This is a genomic window from Rahnella laticis (genome assembly GCF_015644585.1).
Lineage (GTDB): Bacteria > Pseudomonadota > Gammaproteobacteria > Enterobacterales > Enterobacteriaceae > Rahnella > Rahnella laticis.
Genome location: NZ_JADOBI010000006.1, coordinates 384,739 through 402,331 on the forward strand (window position 1 = coordinate 384,739; position 17,593 = coordinate 402,331).

Genomic DNA, 17,593 nt, shown 5'->3' on the forward strand with positions numbered 1-17,593 from the left:
AAAATCTTCCTCAATGCTAAGCGACATGCCGGGCTAAAGCCAGCCAGAATGCGGGGAACAACAGACGAAAAAAAAGCCCGAAGCGGTTTCCCGTTTCGGACTTTTTCAGCAGACCCAATCAGACGTTCATCAGATATCGATATTGGCGGCTTTCAGGGCGTTTTCTTCGATGAAGGCGCGGCGCGGTTCAACCGCATCGCCCATCAGCGTCGTAAACAACTGGTCAGCGGCAATGGCATCTTTCACGGTCACACGTAACATGCGACGTTGCTCAGGATCCATAGTGGTTTCCCACAGCTGATCAGGGTTCATTTCGCCCAGACCTTTGTAACGCTGAATCGACAGACCACGACGGGACTCTTTCACCAGCCATTCCAGCGCCTGCTCGAAGCTGGTCACTGGCTGACGGCGTTCGCCACGTTCGATGTACGCGTCTTCTTCAATCAGGCCACGCAGTTTTTCACCCAGAGCACAGATTTTGCGGTATTCGCCGCCCTGAATGAAATCAGCATCCAGATCGTAATCGGTATCTACGCCGTGAGTACGGATACGCAGAATCGGTTCGAAAATCTGGTGTTCGCGGTTTTCACGCACGATGGCACTGTAGCTGCTGCCGTGCTGCTCTTTTTCGTTGAGCAACGCCACCAGCGACTCCATCCACGCCTGAACTTTAGCCTGATCGGCCAGTTCAGTACCGGCCAGCGTCGGCTGATAAATCAGGTTGTTGAGCAGTGCACGCGGATAACGACGTTCCATACGGCCAATCATTTTCTGCACGCTGTGATGTTCAGCCACCAGTTTTTCCAGCGGTTCGCCCGCCAGTGCCGGTGCATGCGCGTTGGCGTGCAGCGTTGCGCCGTCCATCGCAATGGAGATCTGATACTGATCCATTGCTTCGTCATCTTTAATGTACTGTTCCTGCTTGCCTTTCTTCACTTTGTACAACGGCGGCTGTGCGATAAACACATGACCGCGTTCAACAATTTCAGGCATCTGACGGTAGAAGAAGGTCAACAGCAAAGTACGGATGTGTGAACCATCGACGTCGGCATCGGTCATGATGATGATGCTGTGATAGCGCAGTTTGTCCGGGTTGTATTCGTCACGGCCAATACCACAACCCAGTGCGGTGATCAGCGTCGCCACTTCCTGAGAAGACAGCATTTTGTCGAAGCGCGCTTTCTCAACGTTGAGGATTTTACCTTTCAACGGCAGAATCGCCTGGTTCTTACGGTTACGGCCTTGTTTTGCAGAGCCGCCCGCTGAGTCCCCTTCCACTAAGTACAGTTCGGAATGAGCCGGGTCGCGTTCCTGACAGTCCGCCAGTTTGCCCGGCAAACCTGCCAGATCCAGTGCGCCTTTACGACGGGTCATTTCACGTGCTTTACGCGCCGCTTCACGGGCACGCGCTGCATCGATGATTTTACCGACAACGATTTTGGCGTCTGATGGGTTTTCCATCAGGTAATCCACCAGTTTTTCGTTCATCAGCGTTTCAACCGCGGTTTTCACTTCGGAAGAAACCAGTTTGTCTTTGGTCTGAGAAGAGAACTTAGGATCCGGAACTTTTACGGAAACCACAGCAATCAGGCCTTCACGGGCATCGTCACCGGTAGCACTGATTTTCGATTTCTTGCTGTAACCTTCTTTATCCATGTACGCATTCAGGGTACGGGTCATCGCCGAACGGAAACCGGCTAAGTGAGTCCCGCCATCGCGCTGTGGAATGTTGTTGGTAAAGCAGTAAATGTTTTCCTGGAAGCCGTCGTTCCACTGTAACGCAACTTCAACGCCGATATCGTCTTTCACCGTGGAGAAATAGAATACGGTCGGGTGAATTGGCGTTTTGTTCTTGTTCAGATATTCCACGAAAGCTTTGATACCGCCTTCGTAATGGAAGTGATCGTTTTTGCCATCGCGCTTGTCGAGCAAACGGATTGCGACACCCGAGTTCAGGAATGACAGTTCGCGCAGGCGTTTAGCCAGAATGTCATATTCGAATTCGGTGTTATTGGTGAAAGTGTTGAAGCTCGGCCAGAAACGCACCGTGGTCCCGGTCTGATCGGTATCGCCGATCACTTTCAGCGGATCTTGTGGCTCGCCGTGCACGTAAGTCTGGGTGTGCACTTTGCCTTCGCGGCGGATAACCAGCTCCAGTTTTTCCGACAAGGCGTTAACGACGGAAACACCCACGCCATGAAGACCACCGGAAACTTTGTACGAGTTATCGTCGAACTTACCGCCAGCATGCAGAACGGTCATGATGACCTGAGCAGCAGAAACGCCCTCTTCTTCATGAATGCCGGTAGGAATACCACGACCATCATCCTGCACGGAGACGGAGTTGTCTGCGTGGATCGTGACCTGAATCTCTGAACAGTGGCCCGCGAGGGCTTCGTCGATAGCGTTGTCCACAACCTCGAATACCATGTGGTGCAGACCAGTGCCGTCATCGGTATCGCCGATATACATGCCGGGGCGCTTACGCACCGCGTCCAGCCCTTTTAATACCTTGATACTTGAGGAGTCATAAGAATTCGACATCAACGTTTCTCGCTCATTTTTAGTCCTGTGATAGAACGGCTATTTTACCTTGTTCCACGCGGAACATCTTGCCCTTTTCACCCATCATGTCGGTCACTTGTTCAGCGCTTATCGCACTGACAAAAACCTGTGCCTGGGTGGCTTTCAGGCGATCCGCCAGCAACCGACGTCTGTCGGCATCCAGCTCGGAGGCAAAATCGTCAAGAAGATACAGGCAACGCCGCCCGCTCTGTCGGGTGAGAAACTCACCCTGCGCTAACCGGAGCGCACACATCAGTAATTTCAGCTGCCCACGGGACAGTAAATCTTCCACCGGCGTGCCGTCGGCACGAATGCGGAAATCCGCTTTGTGTGGACCTGATGCGGTATAGGTTAAGGCTCTGTCGCGTTCAAAATTACGCTCCAGCAACTCGCCGTACTCGGTTTCCTTGTCCCATCCACGCTGGAAAGAAAAACTGAGGGCGAATTCAGGCAGGAATTGTGCGCAGGTCGCGCTGATATCAGCCGCGATCGCTTCGCTGTATGCCGCCCGCCATTCGCTAATACGCTCGGCTAACGGGATCAGTTCCTGATCCCAGGCACGAATTTGCGCATAGCGACTCACCTGTCGCAACGCGGCGTTGCGTTGCTTGAGTAACCGTCTCAGGTTGCTCCAGGCGATAAAAAAACCGGGATCGTGATGGAAACAACCCCAGTCGATAAACGCCCGCCGGTACTTCGGCCCGCCATTGAGCAGGGTGAAGCCTTCGGGCGTGATAAGTTGCATCGGCAACATCTGCGCCAGTTCAGACACTTTATGTCCGTCGCTGCCGTCGATGCGCACTTTACTGTCGCCCTGACGGCTTTTGCTCAGGCCAATCGATAATTCACGATCGCCGCCGTCATCAACCCGCGCATGCAGCACAAATTCAGGCTGATCGTGGCGAATAACGCGTCCGGCCTGCAAACTGCGAAAAGCGCGGCCATGCCCGAGCGTATATACCGCCTCGAGCACGCTGGTTTTACCGCTGCCGTTGGGACCGACGAGAAAGTTAAAACCCGGCGAGGGATCTAAATCCGCCGCCTCGATGTTGCGGAAATCTTTTATCAGTAAGCGCGTTAAGGCCATTAATTCAGACTAGAGCCTCATCGGCATGACAACGTACGCGGCCGACTGGCTCGCAGCATCTTCAATCTGTACGCTGGAAACCGAGTCGGTCAGCAGCAGATTAACGTCTTCGCACTTGAGCGCGTTCAGCACATCCAGCACGTAACTGACGTTAAAGCCGATTTCCATTTCGGTGCCTTCGTAGCCGACATCCAGAATTTCTTCTGCTTCTTCCTGTTCCGGGTTATTGGCGGTGATTTTCAGCTGGTTATGGCTGACGTACAAACGCACACCACGGAATTTTTCGTTAGAAAGAATGGCTGCACGGGCAAAGGCCTGTTTCAGCAGGTCACAACCTGCCTGCAACGTTTTGTCCGGATTTTTCGGCAATACGCGGCGATAATCAGGGAAACGGCCATCAACCAGCTTGGACGTGAAAATGAAGTCACCGACGTGCGCACGGATGTTGTTGCTGCCGATTTGCAGTTGCAGCGTGGTGTCGCCGCCGTCGAGCAAACGCACCAGTTCCATCACACCTTTACGAGGCACGATCACCGAATGCGAAGGCAGTGACTGGCCGATAGGCATCGAACAAACGGCCAGGCGGTGACCGTCGGTCGCCACGGTACGCAGTTCTTCACCTTCGGTTTCAAACAGCATGCCGTTTAAATAATACCGGACGTCCTGATGCGCCATGGAAAACTGCGTGGCTTCAATCAGACGTTTCAACGTGGCCTGCGGCAGGGTGAATTCCACCTCGCTTTGCCAGTCATCGAGATTAGGGAAATCTGTTGCCGGCAGGGTCGACAGCGAGAAACGGCTGCGGCCTGAACGAACCAGCATGCGGTCACCATCGAGTGCGACGGAAATTTCCGCGCCTTCTGGCAATCCACGGCAGATATCAAAGAATTTACGCGCAGGAACGGTGGTCGCCCCGGCTTCATGTGGCTTAGACAGCGCGACTTTCGCCACCATCTCCATTTCCAGATCCGTCCCGGTCAGCGACAACGCGCCATCCGTCACCTGCAATAACAGGTTACCCAGAATTGGCAACGTCGGTCGTCCACCCAGCGGGCTACTGACCTGTTGCAGTGGTTTCAGCAAATGCTCACGTTCAACAATAAATTTCATAGCGCTAGGAAGATAATGTTCTGATTAAGTTGGAGAAATCTTCTTTGATGTCGTGACTTTCTTCACGCAACTGCTCGATTTTCCGGCAGGCGTGCAACACCGTGGTATGGTCCCGACCACCGAACGCATCGCCGATTTCTGGCAGGCTGTGGTTGGTCAGCTCTTTCGCCAGCGCCATCGCCATCTGGCGTGGGCGGGCTACCGAACGGGAACGCCGTTTGGAGAGCAGGTCAGCGACCTTGATTTTATAATATTCGGCCACTGTTTTCTGAATATTATCGATAGTGACCAGCTTCTCCTGAAGCGCCAGCAAATCGCGCAGCGCTTCACGAACGAAGTCGATAGTAATCGCACGGCCAGTAAAGTTGGCATTGGCAATTACGCGGTTCAGTGCACCTTCAAGCTCACGCACATTGGAACGCAGACGTTTAGCAATAAAGAACGCAACTTCGCCGGGCAGACGGATATCGTTCTCATCAGCCTTTTTCATCAGGATCGCCACGCGGGTTTCTAACTCAGGCGGCTCGATCGCCACCGTCAGCCCCCAGCCGAAACGCGATTTCAGACGATCTTCAACACCGTTGATCTCTTTCGGATAGCGGTCAGAGGTCAGGATGATCTGCTGATTACCTTCCAGCAGGGCATTAAAGGTGTGGAAGAACTCTTCCTGCGAACGTTCTTTATTAGCAAAGAATTGGATGTCATCGATGAGCAAGGCGTCGACTGAGCGGTAGTAGCGTTTGAACTCTTCAATGGCGTTGTTTTGCAGGGCTTTCACCATGTCCTGCACAAAGCGCTCGGAGTGCATGTACACCACTTTTGCATTGGCTTTGCGCGCCATGATGCCGTTGCCGACCGCGTGCAATAAGTGGGTTTTACCCAAACCGGTGCCGCCATAAAGGAAAAGCGGGTTGTAAGCGCCACCCGGATTATCAGCCACCTGACGCGCCGCCGCGCGAGCCAGCTGGTTTGATTTACCCTCAACGAAGTTGTCGAAAGTATGTTTCGGGTTGACGTTAGAACGGTAAGAAAGTTCGGGCTGAGCCGGAGAACTGTCCCAGCTTGGGCGGGACGGAGCCAGACGTGGAATAGCGGGCGCAGCCTGTGAGCTGACGCTGGCCGCGACAGGTTGACTGACGCGTTGAATCACCGGTTTGCTGCCGACTTCAAAACGCAGCAACGGAGCATCCGTACCGCAGAAATCGTTAAGCAAGCCGTTAATATTGTTTAAGTATTTGTCACGAACCCAATCCAGGACAAAACGATTCGGGGCGTAAAGCGCCAGCGTATTGTCGTTGAGTTCCGCCTGTAGGGGGCGTATCCACATACTGAATTCTGTGGCAGGTAGTTCATCCTGCAAACGGGCAAGACATTGCTGCCAAAGCGAAAGTGACACGGCGGACTCCACTCGAACAAGTATAAAAAAAGAAAAGGATCAGGATATTTTTTAAATCATGATTTTTGGCACACGTTCCGCCCGGCAATGGGGGAAATTTCTCTCACCACCCTGTCAGTGGCGTAAAGTCACGTGTGAACCGCTTTTTACGGTTTTTGTCGAAAGCACCCGTGCTGGGATCGCGATCGGAATGGCGGATCATAACGCAATCCGTCACAGAGATCCTCCCCTTCCTGAGAGTTTAGATCCTTTTTATCCACAGGCATTGATCGGCAAGTGGGTAAGCTTAGCCGATCCTTTTAAAATTAGGCGATGTAATCATCACTCTGGTGAAAAAATAGGAGTCCGCTGACGCTATTTTCGTCGTATTGAGAGAAAGATCTCACCCCTGTGGATAAGGATCAGCCGAGGATCCTTGCGATTTATGGCAGAGTCCGTATAATCCTCAGCCCTACGTGTGAAGCCTGTGTTCCTGATGGTCATAACCAGATGGATATTGCGGTGTGACCACGGGCCATTCTGGTAAACACTTGAGCCATTTCTGGCAATGTAAATTGACTCAGGACTGTACAGTTATTACAATCCCGCTTCTTTATATGTTGCGACAAAGGCATCGGTCGTATTTTCGCCGAAATGTCTTCGCGTTTACTGATCAGTAATAATTTAAGTTTAGGTAGAAATCGCCATGAAACGCACTTTCCAACCGTCCGTATTGAAGCGCAACCGTAGCCACGGCTTCCGTGCTCGTATGGCCACCAAAAATGGTCGTCAGGTTCTGGCTCGCCGTCGTGCGAAAGGCCGTACCCGTCTGTCAGCTTCTAAGTAATAAAAGCTAACCTATTTAGTGGTTAAGCTCGCTTTTCCCAGGGAGTTACGTTTGTTAACTCCCCGTCATTTCACTTTCGTCTTCCAGCAGCCACAACGGGCTGGCACGCCGCAAATCACCATACTCGGCCGCCTGAACGAGCTGGGGCATCCCCGCATCGGTCTCACCGTCGCAAAAAAACACGTCAAACGCGCACATGAACGCAATCGGATCAAACGCCTAACCCGCGAAAGCTTCCGGTTGAATCAGCATACGCTGCCGTCGATGGATTTTGTGGTGGTCGCCAAGAAGGGTGTCGCCGATTTAGATAATCGCGCGCTGACGGAAGCGTTGGAGAAATTATGGCGTCGACATTGCCGACAGGCTCCCGCATCCTGATTAAACTGATACGTGGTTATCAGTTATTCATCAGTCCGTTGCTCGGGCCACATTGCCGCTTTCGACCAACCTGCTCTCAATACGGTATTGAGGCAATTGGTCGTTTTGGCATGTTAAAAGGCAGTTGGTTGACTTTGAAACGCGTATTAAAATGCCATCCTTTGAACCCAGGTGGTGATGACCCCGTACCGCCGAAAACCGACAATAACAGAGAACACTAACGATGGATTCGCAACGCAATCTTTTCCTCATCGCTCTGCTGTTCGTGTCTTTCATGATCTGGCAGGCATGGCAAACGGACCACGCTCCGCAACCCGCCAACCAGACCACGCAACAGACTGCGAACACTGCAAACGGTGATGCTGCTAACCAGGCTGTTCCTGGTAGCGGACAGGGCAAATTAATTACAGTTAACAGTGATGTGCTGTCATTAACGATCAACACCCGTGGTGGCGATATTGAGCAGGCTCTTCTGACTGCTTACCCTACATCTTTGGGCTCTGACCAGCCTTTCCAGTTACTGGAAACCACTCCTAATTTCATCTATCAGGCACAAAGCGGTCTGACAGGTAAAAATGGTCCAGATAATCCGGCGAACGGCGAACGTCCTCTGTTCCAGGCCAGCTCGGATTCGTTCACCCTGGCAGAAGGCCAGTCTGAACTGCGCATCCCGATGACCTATACGGCTCAAAACGGTGCCATCTTTACCAAAACTTTCGTGATCAAACGTGGCTCCTATGCGGTGAATGTTGAGTACAACGTCAACAACACCACGGCTGCCCCGCTTGAACTGACCATGTTTGGCCAGCTCAAACAAACCACAGATTTGCCTAAGCACCGCGATACTGGCAGCAATAACTTTGCTCTGCATACGTTCCGTGGCGCGGCTTACTCCTCAAGTGATGACAAATATCAGAAGTATGCGTTCGATAAGAGCGAAGCGCTGAATGTCACCACACAGGGCGGTTGGGTTGCTATGTTGCAGCAGTATTTTGCAACGGCGTGGATCCCATCAGCGAAGGACACCAACACGTTCTTCACGACCACCAACAACGGTATCTCATCGATTGGCTTTAAAGGCGCACCGTTTACCGTTGCTCCTGGCGCACAACAGCAGGTTGCTTCAATCCTGTGGGTGGGCCCGGAAATTCAGGACAAAATGGCTGCTATCGCGCCACACCTTGACCTGACTGTCGATTATGGTTGGTTGTGGTTCATCTCTCAGCCGCTGTTCAAACTGTTGAAATTCATCAACAGCTTCGTCGGCAACTGGGGCTTCTCAATCATTGTTATCACCTTCATCGTGCGCGGTATCATGTACCCGCTGACCCGTGCTCAGTACACGTCGATGGCGAAAATGCGTATGTTGCAGCCGAAACTGGCCGCGATGCGTGAACGTATCGGTGATGACAAACAGCGCATGAGTCAGGAAATGATGGCGCTGTATAAGTCTGAGAAAGTGAACCCGCTGGGTGGCTGTCTGCCGCTGGTTATTCAGATGCCTATCTTCCTGGCACTGTATTACATGCTGTCTGGTTCCATCGAATTGCGCCACGCGCCGTTCATCCTGTGGATCCATGACCTGTCAGCGCAAGACCCGTACTACATTCTGCCGGTCATAATGGGTATCACGATGTTCTTTATTCAGAAGATGTCGCCGACTACCGTTACTGACCCGATGCAGCAGAAGATCATGACCTTCATGCCGGTCATCTTCACCGTGTTCTTCCTGTGGTTCCCGTCCGGTCTGGTGGTGTACTACATCGTCAGTAACCTGGTAACCATTCTCCAGCAGCAGCTGATTTATCGCGGGCTGGAAAAACGTGGCCTGCACAGCCGCGACAAGAAAAAGTCATAAGTCAGCGTCAGGGCGCTTCCCGTCCTGACCGCTACACTCATGATTAAGACACGAAGGCGGTCATCGAGACCGCCTTTTTGCATATTCAGAAAGAGACAATTGCTATGAGTACCTCAGATACCATTATTGCCCAGGCAACACCTCCCGGTCGCGGCGGCGTTGGCATTTTGCGCATTTCCGGCCGTGCGGCGCGTGATGTGGCACAGGCTGTCTTAGGTAAGCTGCCAAAACCTCGTTATGCCGATTACCTGCCATTTCAGGACGCAGACGGCAGCACGCTGGATCAGGGCATTGCGCTGTGGTTCCCCGGCCCGAACTCCTTTACCGGTGAAGACGTACTGGAGCTGCAAGGCCACGGCGGCCCGGTCATTCTCGACCTGCTGCTCAAGCGAATTGTCGCGCTGGAAAATGTGCGTATCGCGCGTCCGGGCGAGTTTTCTGAACGTGCATTTCTCAACGATAAGTTGGATCTGGCACAGGCAGAAGCTATTGCCGATCTGATCGACGCCAGTTCAGAACAGGCCGCACGCTCGGCGGTGAACTCGCTTCAGGGCGCTTTCTCGCAGCGTATTCACCATTTGGTGGAAGCACTCACTCACCTGCGAATCTTTGTCGAAGCAGCGATCGACTTCCCGGATGAAGAAATCGACTTCCTGTCTGACGGCAAAATCGAAGCCAAACTCAACACCGTGATGGGCGATCTGGATGCTGTCCGTGCTGAAGCCCGTCAGGGCAGCCTGTTACGTGAAGGGATGAAAGTGGTGATTGCCGGGCGCCCTAACGCCGGTAAGTCCAGCCTGCTGAACGCGCTGGCCGGTCGTGAAGCAGCGATTGTGACCGACATCGCGGGCACCACACGCGACGTTCTGCGCGAACATATTCATCTCGACGGCATGCCATTGCACATCATTGATACCGCCGGTCTGCGCGAAGCCAGTGATGAAGTAGAACGCATCGGTATCGAACGTGCATGGAATGAGATCGAACAGGCTGATTTAGTGCTGTTTATGGTTGATGGCACCACCACAGCGGCAACCGAACCGGCAGAGATCTGGCCGGAGTTTATGGCACGCCTTCCGGCTTCCTTGCCTATCGTCGTGGTACGCAACAAAGCCGATATTACTGGCGAAGCGCTGGGGCAAACCGAAGTGAATGGTCACTCACTTATTCGCCTTTCTGCCCGCACCGGCGACGGCGTGGATTTGCTGCGCGATCATCTGAAACAGGTGATGGGCTTTAATCACAACATGGAAGGTGGATTCCTTGCCCGTCGTCGCCACTTGCAGGCGCTGGAAGACGCTGCGCAGCATTTGGTTCAGGGTAAAGATCAGCTGCTTGGCGCATGGGCAGGTGAATTGCTGGCGGAAGAGCTGCGCCTGGCGCAGCAGTCGCTGAGTGAAATCACCGGCGAATTCACATCTGATGATTTGCTGGGCCGTATTTTCTCGAGTTTCTGTATCGGGAAATAATGACCTGAAAATGCAGAAAAGCCCGCTATCCTGCGGGCTTTTTTATGTGATTCATAATGTTAGCTTACCAGACTTTATAAATCCGCCCGGTTTGCGCACCTTCCACGCTGCGCACATAAGCTTTTGCCACGCGCACCGCCGGAGCAGCTTCAAAGCCCGGGAAGAACGGTCCGTAACCTTCAAGAGATTCTTCAACGACCGTCGGGCTGACGCCATTGATGCGCAGGCCTCGCGGCAATTCGATCGCGGCGGCGCGCACAAAACCTTCTACCGCAGCGTTCACTGCCGTTGCATTTGCTCCCTGACGGATAGGTTCGTCGGCAACGATACCGCTGGTCAATGTGATTGAGCCGCCATCGTTAAGAAACGCCTTGCCAATCAGCGCGATACGAACCTGCCCGAGCAGTTTATCCTGCAATCCGGTATTAAATTGTTCTACGGTCATTTCTTCCAGCGGGCCAAAATGCAGGCTGCCGGTCGTGGAGATAATCGCGTCGAGTTTACCGGTGCGGGCAAAAAGCGCTTTCACGCTGCTTTCATCGGTAATATCCACCTGAAAATCGCCGCGCGTTTTGCCTGCTGTGATGACGTTATGGTTATCGCCTAATGCGCTGACCACTGCTTTGCCCAATGTGCCCGTACCGCCAATGACTAAAATTTTCATTTTTCATTCCTCGATTTTGTGTACAGGCTCATCATTAACCAAACTAAAAGTTAGATATAGACTTACAATATTTGTTCTGTCCTAACTCTGGGTTAGTAATATGGATAAGCTGCGGAATATTGAAGTCTTTATCTGCGTGGTCGAATCAGGAAATTTTAGCAGCGCGGCCGAAAAACTGGGGATTTCAGCGGTTATGGTCGGCAAGCATATTCAGCAGCTGGAAAAACATCTGAACGCCCGGCTTTTGCAGCGCACAACCCGTAAACAAAGCCTGACCGATGCCGGTGACGTGTTTTACGAAAATGGCAAACGGGTGCTGGAGCAGATAAAATCCACTGAGAACGCGATGGAAAGTCTGCAAAGCGTTCCCACCGGATTGCTGCGCGTCAGTGCGCCAGTTTCTTTAGGATCCAGCGTGATTGCGCCGATGCTCGCCCGCTATCTGAATCTCTACCCGCAGGTCAAAGTGGAACTGGTACTGAGCAACGCCCGCGTCGATTTGATCGTGGAAAATTTCGATCTCGCCATCCGTATTGGTGAAATCGGGGATGACCGGCTGGTTGCCAGGCCGCTGAAACCCTACGAAATGGTGATTTGCGCATCGCCGGAGTATTTGCAGCGCAACGGCATACCCGAATCGCCGGAAGATCTGAAAACGCATCCGTGCCTGATCCACTCCGTGTGGAATCAGAGTGAAGGCTGGCATCTGGCGAACGCCGGGCAAACCACGTCGGCGTGGCCGGTGAACAGCCGGTATGTCTCCAACGATGGCCATGCATTGCGTAATGCCGCGCTGGAAGGAGCCGGTTTACTGCTTCAGCCGAAGGTACTGCTGGCCGAAGATATTCTCAGCGGCAGGCTTATTCCGGTTCTCGAGTCTTTCATTCCCACACCGCGCGCCGTGCATGTGGTTTATCTGCCCGATTTCCGCCCGCGTGCGAAACTGAACAGCCTGATTAACTACATGACAGAAAAAGATTTCTACTGATTATTCCTTCCATAAAAAAAACGGTAAGTGATCGCTCACTTACCGTTCGATTTACAGTGAAAAAACAATCAGAGTTTAAAGCCCGCCACCACAGTTTCCAGCTGAACGGTCTGATCCTGCATGGCCTGAGCGGCCGCAGAAACCTGTTCCACCAGCGCCGCATTCTGCTGGGTGGCGTTATCCAACTGGGTGATTGCAACGTTCACCTGCTCGATACCGAGGCTTTGTTCCTGACTGGAAGACATGATCTCGTTCATCAGCGTCGCCACGTTATTCACGCCGCCCATGACTTCATCCATCGTCGTTCCTGCGGTTGCCACCAGCTGGCTGCCGGTGGTGATATCCGCGACGGAATCTTCAATCAGTTTTTTGATTTCGCGGGCAGACGTAGCAGAACGTTGCGCCAGGCTGCGCACTTCCGAAGCCACGACGGCAAATCCGCGCCCCTGTTCGCCCGCACGGGCCGCTTCAACGGCGGCATTCAGCGCCAGAATGTTGGTCTGGAAAGCAATACCGTCGATCACGCTGATGATATCGACAATTTTGTGCGAGGAACGGGTGATCGAACCCATGGTATCGACCACCTGTTTCACCACTTCCGACCCTTTCTGCGCCACCGCAGACGCATCGCGCGCCAGCTGGTTAGCGCCTTCGGCGTTGGCGGCGTTCTGTTTCACTGTGCTGGTCAGCTGTTCCATGGACGCCGCCGTTTCAACTATCGAACTCGCCTGTTCTTCGGTACGCCCGGAGAGATCCATGTTACCGCTGGCGATTTCACGCGATGCCGAGGTGATCGCCAGACTGCTGTCGCCGACCTGCCGGAGGATCGATTGCAGGAATGACAGGAACTGGTTAAAGCTTTGATTTACGCGGTTGAATTCCGGACTGCGGCTTTCCGGCAAGCGACGGGTCAGATCGGCCCCACCGGCGGAAAGCTGGCTGATATTTTTATGCAGCGCGTCCAGCTGGCGCATAAAGATTTTGATCGCCAGGATCAGCACAACCAGCAGCAAAATCACCATCGGAATTTGCACCAGACCCAGACTTTGCAGGATGCCATGCGTCCGCGTCAGCAACTGGCTGGTTGGCATATCGGTAGCGATATACCACGGCCCCTGAATGTTGCTCATGAACATCGTGTGAGACGTACCGTTGTTGTCGTAGTCGGCAACCAGATTCGCCTGCCCGTCAATCTGGTCGAGGCTTTTGCGGATCTGCATCGCCAGCGGAGATTGTTCGCCCAGAGAAGCCAGCTTCGGCAACTTTTCATCGCCGGAATGGCTGGTACCCACGATGGTGCCGTCTTTCTCTACGATATAAATAGTGCCATGAACTTTCTTCTCCATTTCGGTCACCAGCTGGTTAAAGAAACCCAGCGTGACGTCAATGGTAGCCACGCCCCAAAGTTTATCGCCTTTATAAATCGGCATCGCGCAGTTGGTACGCGGCTGCGTGCTGGCGTCATCAAAGTAGGCAGGCGCCCAGACACACTGGCCCTTTTCGCCTTTTGAAGCGGCGAGATACCAGGATTGCTCGAAGTAATTCGGCGATTCGGCACTGTTCCAGAAAGTGTTTACCGTCAGCTGATTATTGTTATTTCGCGCGAAGAAGGTGCTGAATTTGATTTTTGCCGGATCACGCTGATTCGGCAAAGGCCAGATCCCGCCCCCAAATACGGCGGAATCACCGTATTGATCCACCAGTGCGGGCAGCAGCCGGTCAATGCTGTCGCTGTCCATTTGTGCGACGGTTTGAGTGATGGTACGCACCTGAGATTCCACTTTGTTCAGCCGGTCGTTGATAACGACGGCGATATCATCTACCTGATTCGCAACCAGAGTGCTTTCTGTTTGTTTCAGCTGAGGGGCAACAAAGACCTGGATCACAATGAGCGTGACGATGACCAGCACAATAAAAAACAAGCTGATCAATGCGATAAAGCGGGATTGCGTTGTTTTTAACATTTTAGGGTAACTCACAGGCAAAGCAGCGAGATCGCTGCTTAACTTATAACGGCATTTTCTGAGGTTTCTTTATGAGGCTATAGTAGATATATCTGGCACCCAGATCATATGAGTGAAAATCCAGAACATCGTCCCGATGAGATTCTTTCTCAATTTGCGGTTAATACTGTGATTCTTTTCGCTTTATCGTTATGAAAAACTTTCTGAAAAGTAAAAAAAGTGTGCGCGGACGCGGGGTTTAAGCGGTTTTTAATGATTTCTCTTAATGTTATTCTTCACGAATACAGAGAAAATACGGTCGAACCATTAATCATGGAGTGAACAATGGCGTGCCACTTTGCAAGATGGGCTGTGACGGAAGCTGAACCCGATACACATCGGTTGCCCAGAGAAATTGTTGTATCCGCAAAACATCTTTCCGAAAAACAACGAAAACGATTTTTAAACGGTCGTGTTTTACTGGCCGAAATGATTTTCTATCTTTACGGTATTGCGGAACTTCCTCACGTCATCACCCTGCCGAGCGGTCGCCCGAGTTTTGAATCCTCCGATCTTCCCGATTTCAGCCTGGCCTATGCAGGCAGCACCGTCGGTGTGCTGATCAGCAGCGAAGGAAAAGTCGGCCTCGATCTCGAAATCATTCACGCGCGCAGCGCACTGGTTAATCCGCAGCACCAGCTGCAACTTTCCGCCGTCGAAAAAACCTGGATTGCCATGCAGTCCGACCCGATAGAATCCTCCCTGCAGCTTTGGTGCATACGTCAAAGTATGCTGAAGATGTCCGGCCTGAACGAACAAAGCCAGCTGACACTCAGCCTGAATCCGGCTTCCGGGCGCCTGCGATCAACGGTTACGCCGGAGGCGCAGGTGATGAGTGATATTGAAGGGTCGATTACCTGGGCGTGCGCGCAGTCACCGTCGATTATCCGGTTACAGTGCTGGCGCTACGAACCGGAAAATGGCTTTACCCGCACACAAACGCTGTCAGCAGATCAGCAATCTGATTCACCGCATTACATGAAGTTCACCAGCCTGCCGCCTGCCAAATAAAACTTCACTCATGTTTTCAAAAACCTTGTATATCGACGTGCCGTTTTTCGTTTAAGGTAAGAATCAGAGAGTCATCCATAACAGGAGTTAATCATGTCAGTTAAGCCTCTGAAGTTTGTCACACTGTTAGGTAGTCTTCGTAAAGCGTCTTACAACGGCATGGTCGCGCGCACGCTGCCGAAAGTCGCGCCTGAGGGCGTCACCATTGAAGCGTTACCGTCTATCGGTACTCTGCCGTTGTACGATGCCGATATTCAGCAGGAAGAGGGTTTTCCGGCCGATTTAGACGCGATTGCGGAGCAAATCCGCCAGGCGGACGGTGTGATCATCGTGACGCCGGAATATAACTATTCCGTTCCCGGTGGCCTGAAGAACGCCATCGACTGGATTTCACGTTTGCCTGACCAGCCACTGGCGGGCAAACCGGTGCTGATTCAGACCAGTTCAATGGGGCCGGTCGGCGGCGCACGCTGCCAGTATCATCTGCGCCAGATCCTGGTCTTCCTCGACGCGATGGTGATGAACAAGCCTGAGTTTATGGGTGGCGTCATTCAGAACAAAGTCGATGCCCAAACCGGTGAAGTTATCGATCAGGGGACGCTGGATTTCCTCAGAGGCCAGCTGACCGCATTTGCCGACTATACGCACCGCGTCAGCAAATAATTTTCAGCCACTGAAATACAAACAGCCCGCAACTTTCAGAAAGTGGCGGGCTGTTTTTTTATCGTTCGCAGAGGCTAAATCGCGTACGGATTAATGCCCGTCAACAAACGCGATTTTCAGCACGAACAACAGGGCAACGACAACGACGCACGGGCTGATCTCTCTCCAGCGGCCTGTGCCCAGTTTCATCACCACATAAGAGATGAAGCCCAGCGCAATGCCTTCGGTGATGGAGAAGCTGAATGGCATCATTACTGCCGTCACAAAAGCAGGAACCGCTTCTGTCAGGTCATCCCACGAAACGCGCGCCAGGCTGGAGGTCATCAGAACGCCCACATAAATCAGCGCACCGGCTGCCGCGTATTCCGGCACCATGCCCGCCAGCGGAGAAATGAAGATCACCAGCAGGAACAGCAAACCGGTCACGACAGCGGTCAGACCGGTGCGGCCACCCACAGACACGCCGGACGTACTTTCGATATACGCGCCAACGGAAGATGTCCCGATGAAAGCCCCCGCCACAGAGGAAATACTGTCGACGTACAGCGCCTGTTTCATCTGCGGGAATTTACCCTTTTCATCCGCCAGACCGGCTTTGTCCGTCACGCCAATCAGCGTACCGGAGGAGTCAAACAGGTTGACCAGCATGAAGGAGAAAATCACGCCAGCCAGACCGATATTCAGCGCGCCTTTCAGGTCAACCTGACCGACGACGGTGGTGATGCTCGGCGGCATCGACCAGAAACCGTTGTAATGCACGTCACCGATCGCCAGACCAATGCCCGTGGTCACTACGATCGACACCAGAACGGAAGCGTGGAAGTTACGTGACGCCAGCACCGCAATGATGAAGAAGCCCAGCACGCCCAGCAGCACGTTGTGGGATGTCAGATTGCCGATGGTGACGATGGTGTCCGGATTCGCGACAATAATGCCGGCGTTTTTCAGCCCCATCATGCCGATGAACAGCCCGATACCGGCGGTAATCCCCACGCGCAGGCTGACCGGAATGTTCGCGATCATCCAGTAGCGGATACGGAAAATGGTCAGAAGCAGCAGGCCAACAGCGCCCCAGAAAATAGCGCCCATCCCGATCTGCCAGGAAACGCCCATCGCACCCACCACCACAAAGGCGAAGAAGGCGTTCAGACCCATCGCTGGCGCCAGTGCAACCGGCAGGTTGGCAATCACGCCCATCAGAATGCTGCCAAACGCGGCAATCAGACAGGTGGTCACAAAGACGGCCTGTTTATCCATGCCCGCGACACCCAAAATCTGCGGGTTCACGAAAACGATGTAGACCATGGTCAGGAAGGTGGTTAAGCCTGCGATAGTTTCGGTGCGTACCGTGGTGCCGTGCTGCGTCAGTTTAAACAGACGTTCAGCCAGACCTTTTCCGCCGGTAGCATTGCTGTGTGGTGTGCTCATTAGTGAGTTCCAAAATGGGGGAAAAACAATCGGGGGGTATCCTAAGGATTTTAGCCGTAAAGCGCCAGCACTGGATGTGTGGGATTAAATCTATCGTTCGGGTACAGTGCCATAAACCACGCGAATAGATGAAACACTCAAAGGGAG

Annotated in this window: 15 protein-coding genes; 8 read left to right on the forward strand and 7 right to left on the reverse strand. The window is 52.9% G+C overall.

What is annotated here, in order from left to right; genetic code table 11:
* Positions 1–129: 129 nt before the first annotated feature.
* The 4 genes from gyrB to dnaA are packed head-to-tail and all read right to left on the reverse strand — an operon-like array spanning position 130 to position 6,158.
* Positions 130–2,544, reverse strand: coding sequence for a DNA topoisomerase (ATP-hydrolyzing) subunit B (gyrB, locus tag IV433_RS15930; RefSeq protein WP_195814965.1), 2,415 nt, complete (start codon positions 2,542–2,544; stop codon positions 130–132).
* Between the two features lie 19 nt (positions 2,545–2,563).
* Positions 2,564–3,652, reverse strand: coding sequence for a DNA replication/repair protein RecF (recF, locus tag IV433_RS15935; protein ID WP_195814966.1), 1,089 nt, complete (start codon positions 3,650–3,652; stop codon positions 2,564–2,566).
* A 9-nt stretch (positions 3,653–3,661) separates the two neighbouring features.
* Positions 3,662–4,762 (reverse strand): DNA polymerase III subunit beta, encoded by a 1,101-nt coding sequence (gene dnaN / locus IV433_RS15940; protein WP_195814967.1) that lies wholly within the window; start codon positions 4,760–4,762, stop codon positions 3,662–3,664.
* A 4-nt stretch (positions 4,763–4,766) separates the two neighbouring features.
* A complete protein-coding gene (gene dnaA, locus IV433_RS15945; protein ID WP_014333276.1) occupies positions 4,767–6,158 on the reverse strand; it encodes a chromosomal replication initiator protein DnaA in 1,392 nt (463 codons plus the stop codon).
* 685 nt (positions 6,159–6,843) lie between these two features.
* Between dnaA and rpmH the strand changes: the two genes are divergently transcribed.
* From rpmH to mnmE, 5 genes are all read left to right on the forward strand, one after another.
* Positions 6,844–6,984, forward strand: a complete 141-nt coding sequence (gene rpmH / locus IV433_RS15950; RefSeq protein ID WP_009637487.1) for a 50S ribosomal protein L34 — start codon at positions 6,844–6,846, stop codon at positions 6,982–6,984.
* A gap of 18 nt (positions 6,985–7,002) precedes the next feature.
* Positions 7,003–7,362 carry a ribonuclease P protein component gene (gene rnpA / locus IV433_RS15955; RefSeq protein WP_071823635.1) on the forward strand — a complete coding sequence of 120 codons (360 nt, stop codon included), beginning with the start codon at positions 7,003–7,005 and terminating at the stop codon, positions 7,360–7,362.
* The gene (yidD, locus tag IV433_RS15960) at positions 7,326–7,583 is read left to right on the forward strand and encodes a membrane protein insertion efficiency factor YidD (RefSeq protein ID WP_095924029.1); all 258 of its coding nucleotides are present in this window, start codon (positions 7,326–7,328) and stop codon (positions 7,581–7,583) included. Before rnpA ends, yidD begins: the two co-directional genes overlap by 37 nt.
* 2 nt (positions 7,584–7,585) lie before the next feature.
* Entirely contained in the window at positions 7,586–9,220 is a 1,635-nt protein-coding gene (yidC, locus tag IV433_RS15965; RefSeq protein WP_195814968.1) for a membrane protein insertase YidC, read from the forward strand.
* 104 nt (positions 9,221–9,324) lie between these two features.
* Positions 9,325–10,689, forward strand: coding sequence for a tRNA uridine-5-carboxymethylaminomethyl(34) synthesis GTPase MnmE (mnmE, locus tag IV433_RS15970; protein ID WP_195814969.1), 1,365 nt, complete (start codon positions 9,325–9,327; stop codon positions 10,687–10,689).
* Positions 10,690–10,753: 64 nt separating this feature from the next.
* Here the strand turns inward: mnmE and IV433_RS15975 are convergent, their stop codons facing one another.
* On the reverse strand, positions 10,754–11,353 hold the full coding sequence (locus IV433_RS15975; protein ID WP_195814970.1) for a short chain dehydrogenase: 600 nt from the start codon (positions 11,351–11,353) through the stop codon (positions 10,754–10,756).
* Positions 11,354–11,453: 100 nt separating this feature from the next.
* Here IV433_RS15975 and IV433_RS15980 point away from each other — a divergent pair, with 100 nt between their 5' ends.
* Positions 11,454–12,341, forward strand: coding sequence for a LysR family transcriptional regulator (locus IV433_RS15980; RefSeq protein WP_195814971.1), 888 nt, complete (start codon positions 11,454–11,456; stop codon positions 12,339–12,341).
* Between the two features lie 68 nt (positions 12,342–12,409).
* Here IV433_RS15980 and IV433_RS15985 read toward each other — a convergent pair whose 3' ends face one another.
* Positions 12,410–14,305 carry a methyl-accepting chemotaxis protein gene (locus IV433_RS15985; RefSeq protein ID WP_195814972.1) on the reverse strand — a complete coding sequence of 632 codons (1,896 nt, stop codon included), beginning with the start codon at positions 14,303–14,305 and terminating at the stop codon, positions 12,410–12,412.
* Positions 14,306–14,629: 324 nt separating this feature from the next.
* Here IV433_RS15985 and IV433_RS15990 point away from each other — a divergent pair, with 324 nt between their 5' ends.
* A complete protein-coding gene (locus IV433_RS15990) occupies positions 14,630–15,355 on the forward strand; it encodes a 4'-phosphopantetheinyl transferase family protein (protein WP_195814973.1) in 726 nt (241 codons plus the stop codon).
* 93 nt (positions 15,356–15,448) lie between these two features.
* Positions 15,449–16,018, forward strand: a complete 570-nt coding sequence (locus tag IV433_RS15995) for an NADPH-dependent FMN reductase (protein WP_195814974.1) — start codon at positions 15,449–15,451, stop codon at positions 16,016–16,018.
* A gap of 90 nt (positions 16,019–16,108) precedes the next feature.
* On the opposite strand, the gene IV433_RS16000 is transcribed toward IV433_RS15995, so the two are convergent.
* Complete coding sequence (locus tag IV433_RS16000; RefSeq protein WP_104923876.1) at positions 16,109–17,446, reverse strand: NCS2 family permease; 1,338 nt, start codon at positions 17,444–17,446, stop codon at positions 16,109–16,111.
* Positions 17,447–17,593: the final 147 nt, after the last annotated feature.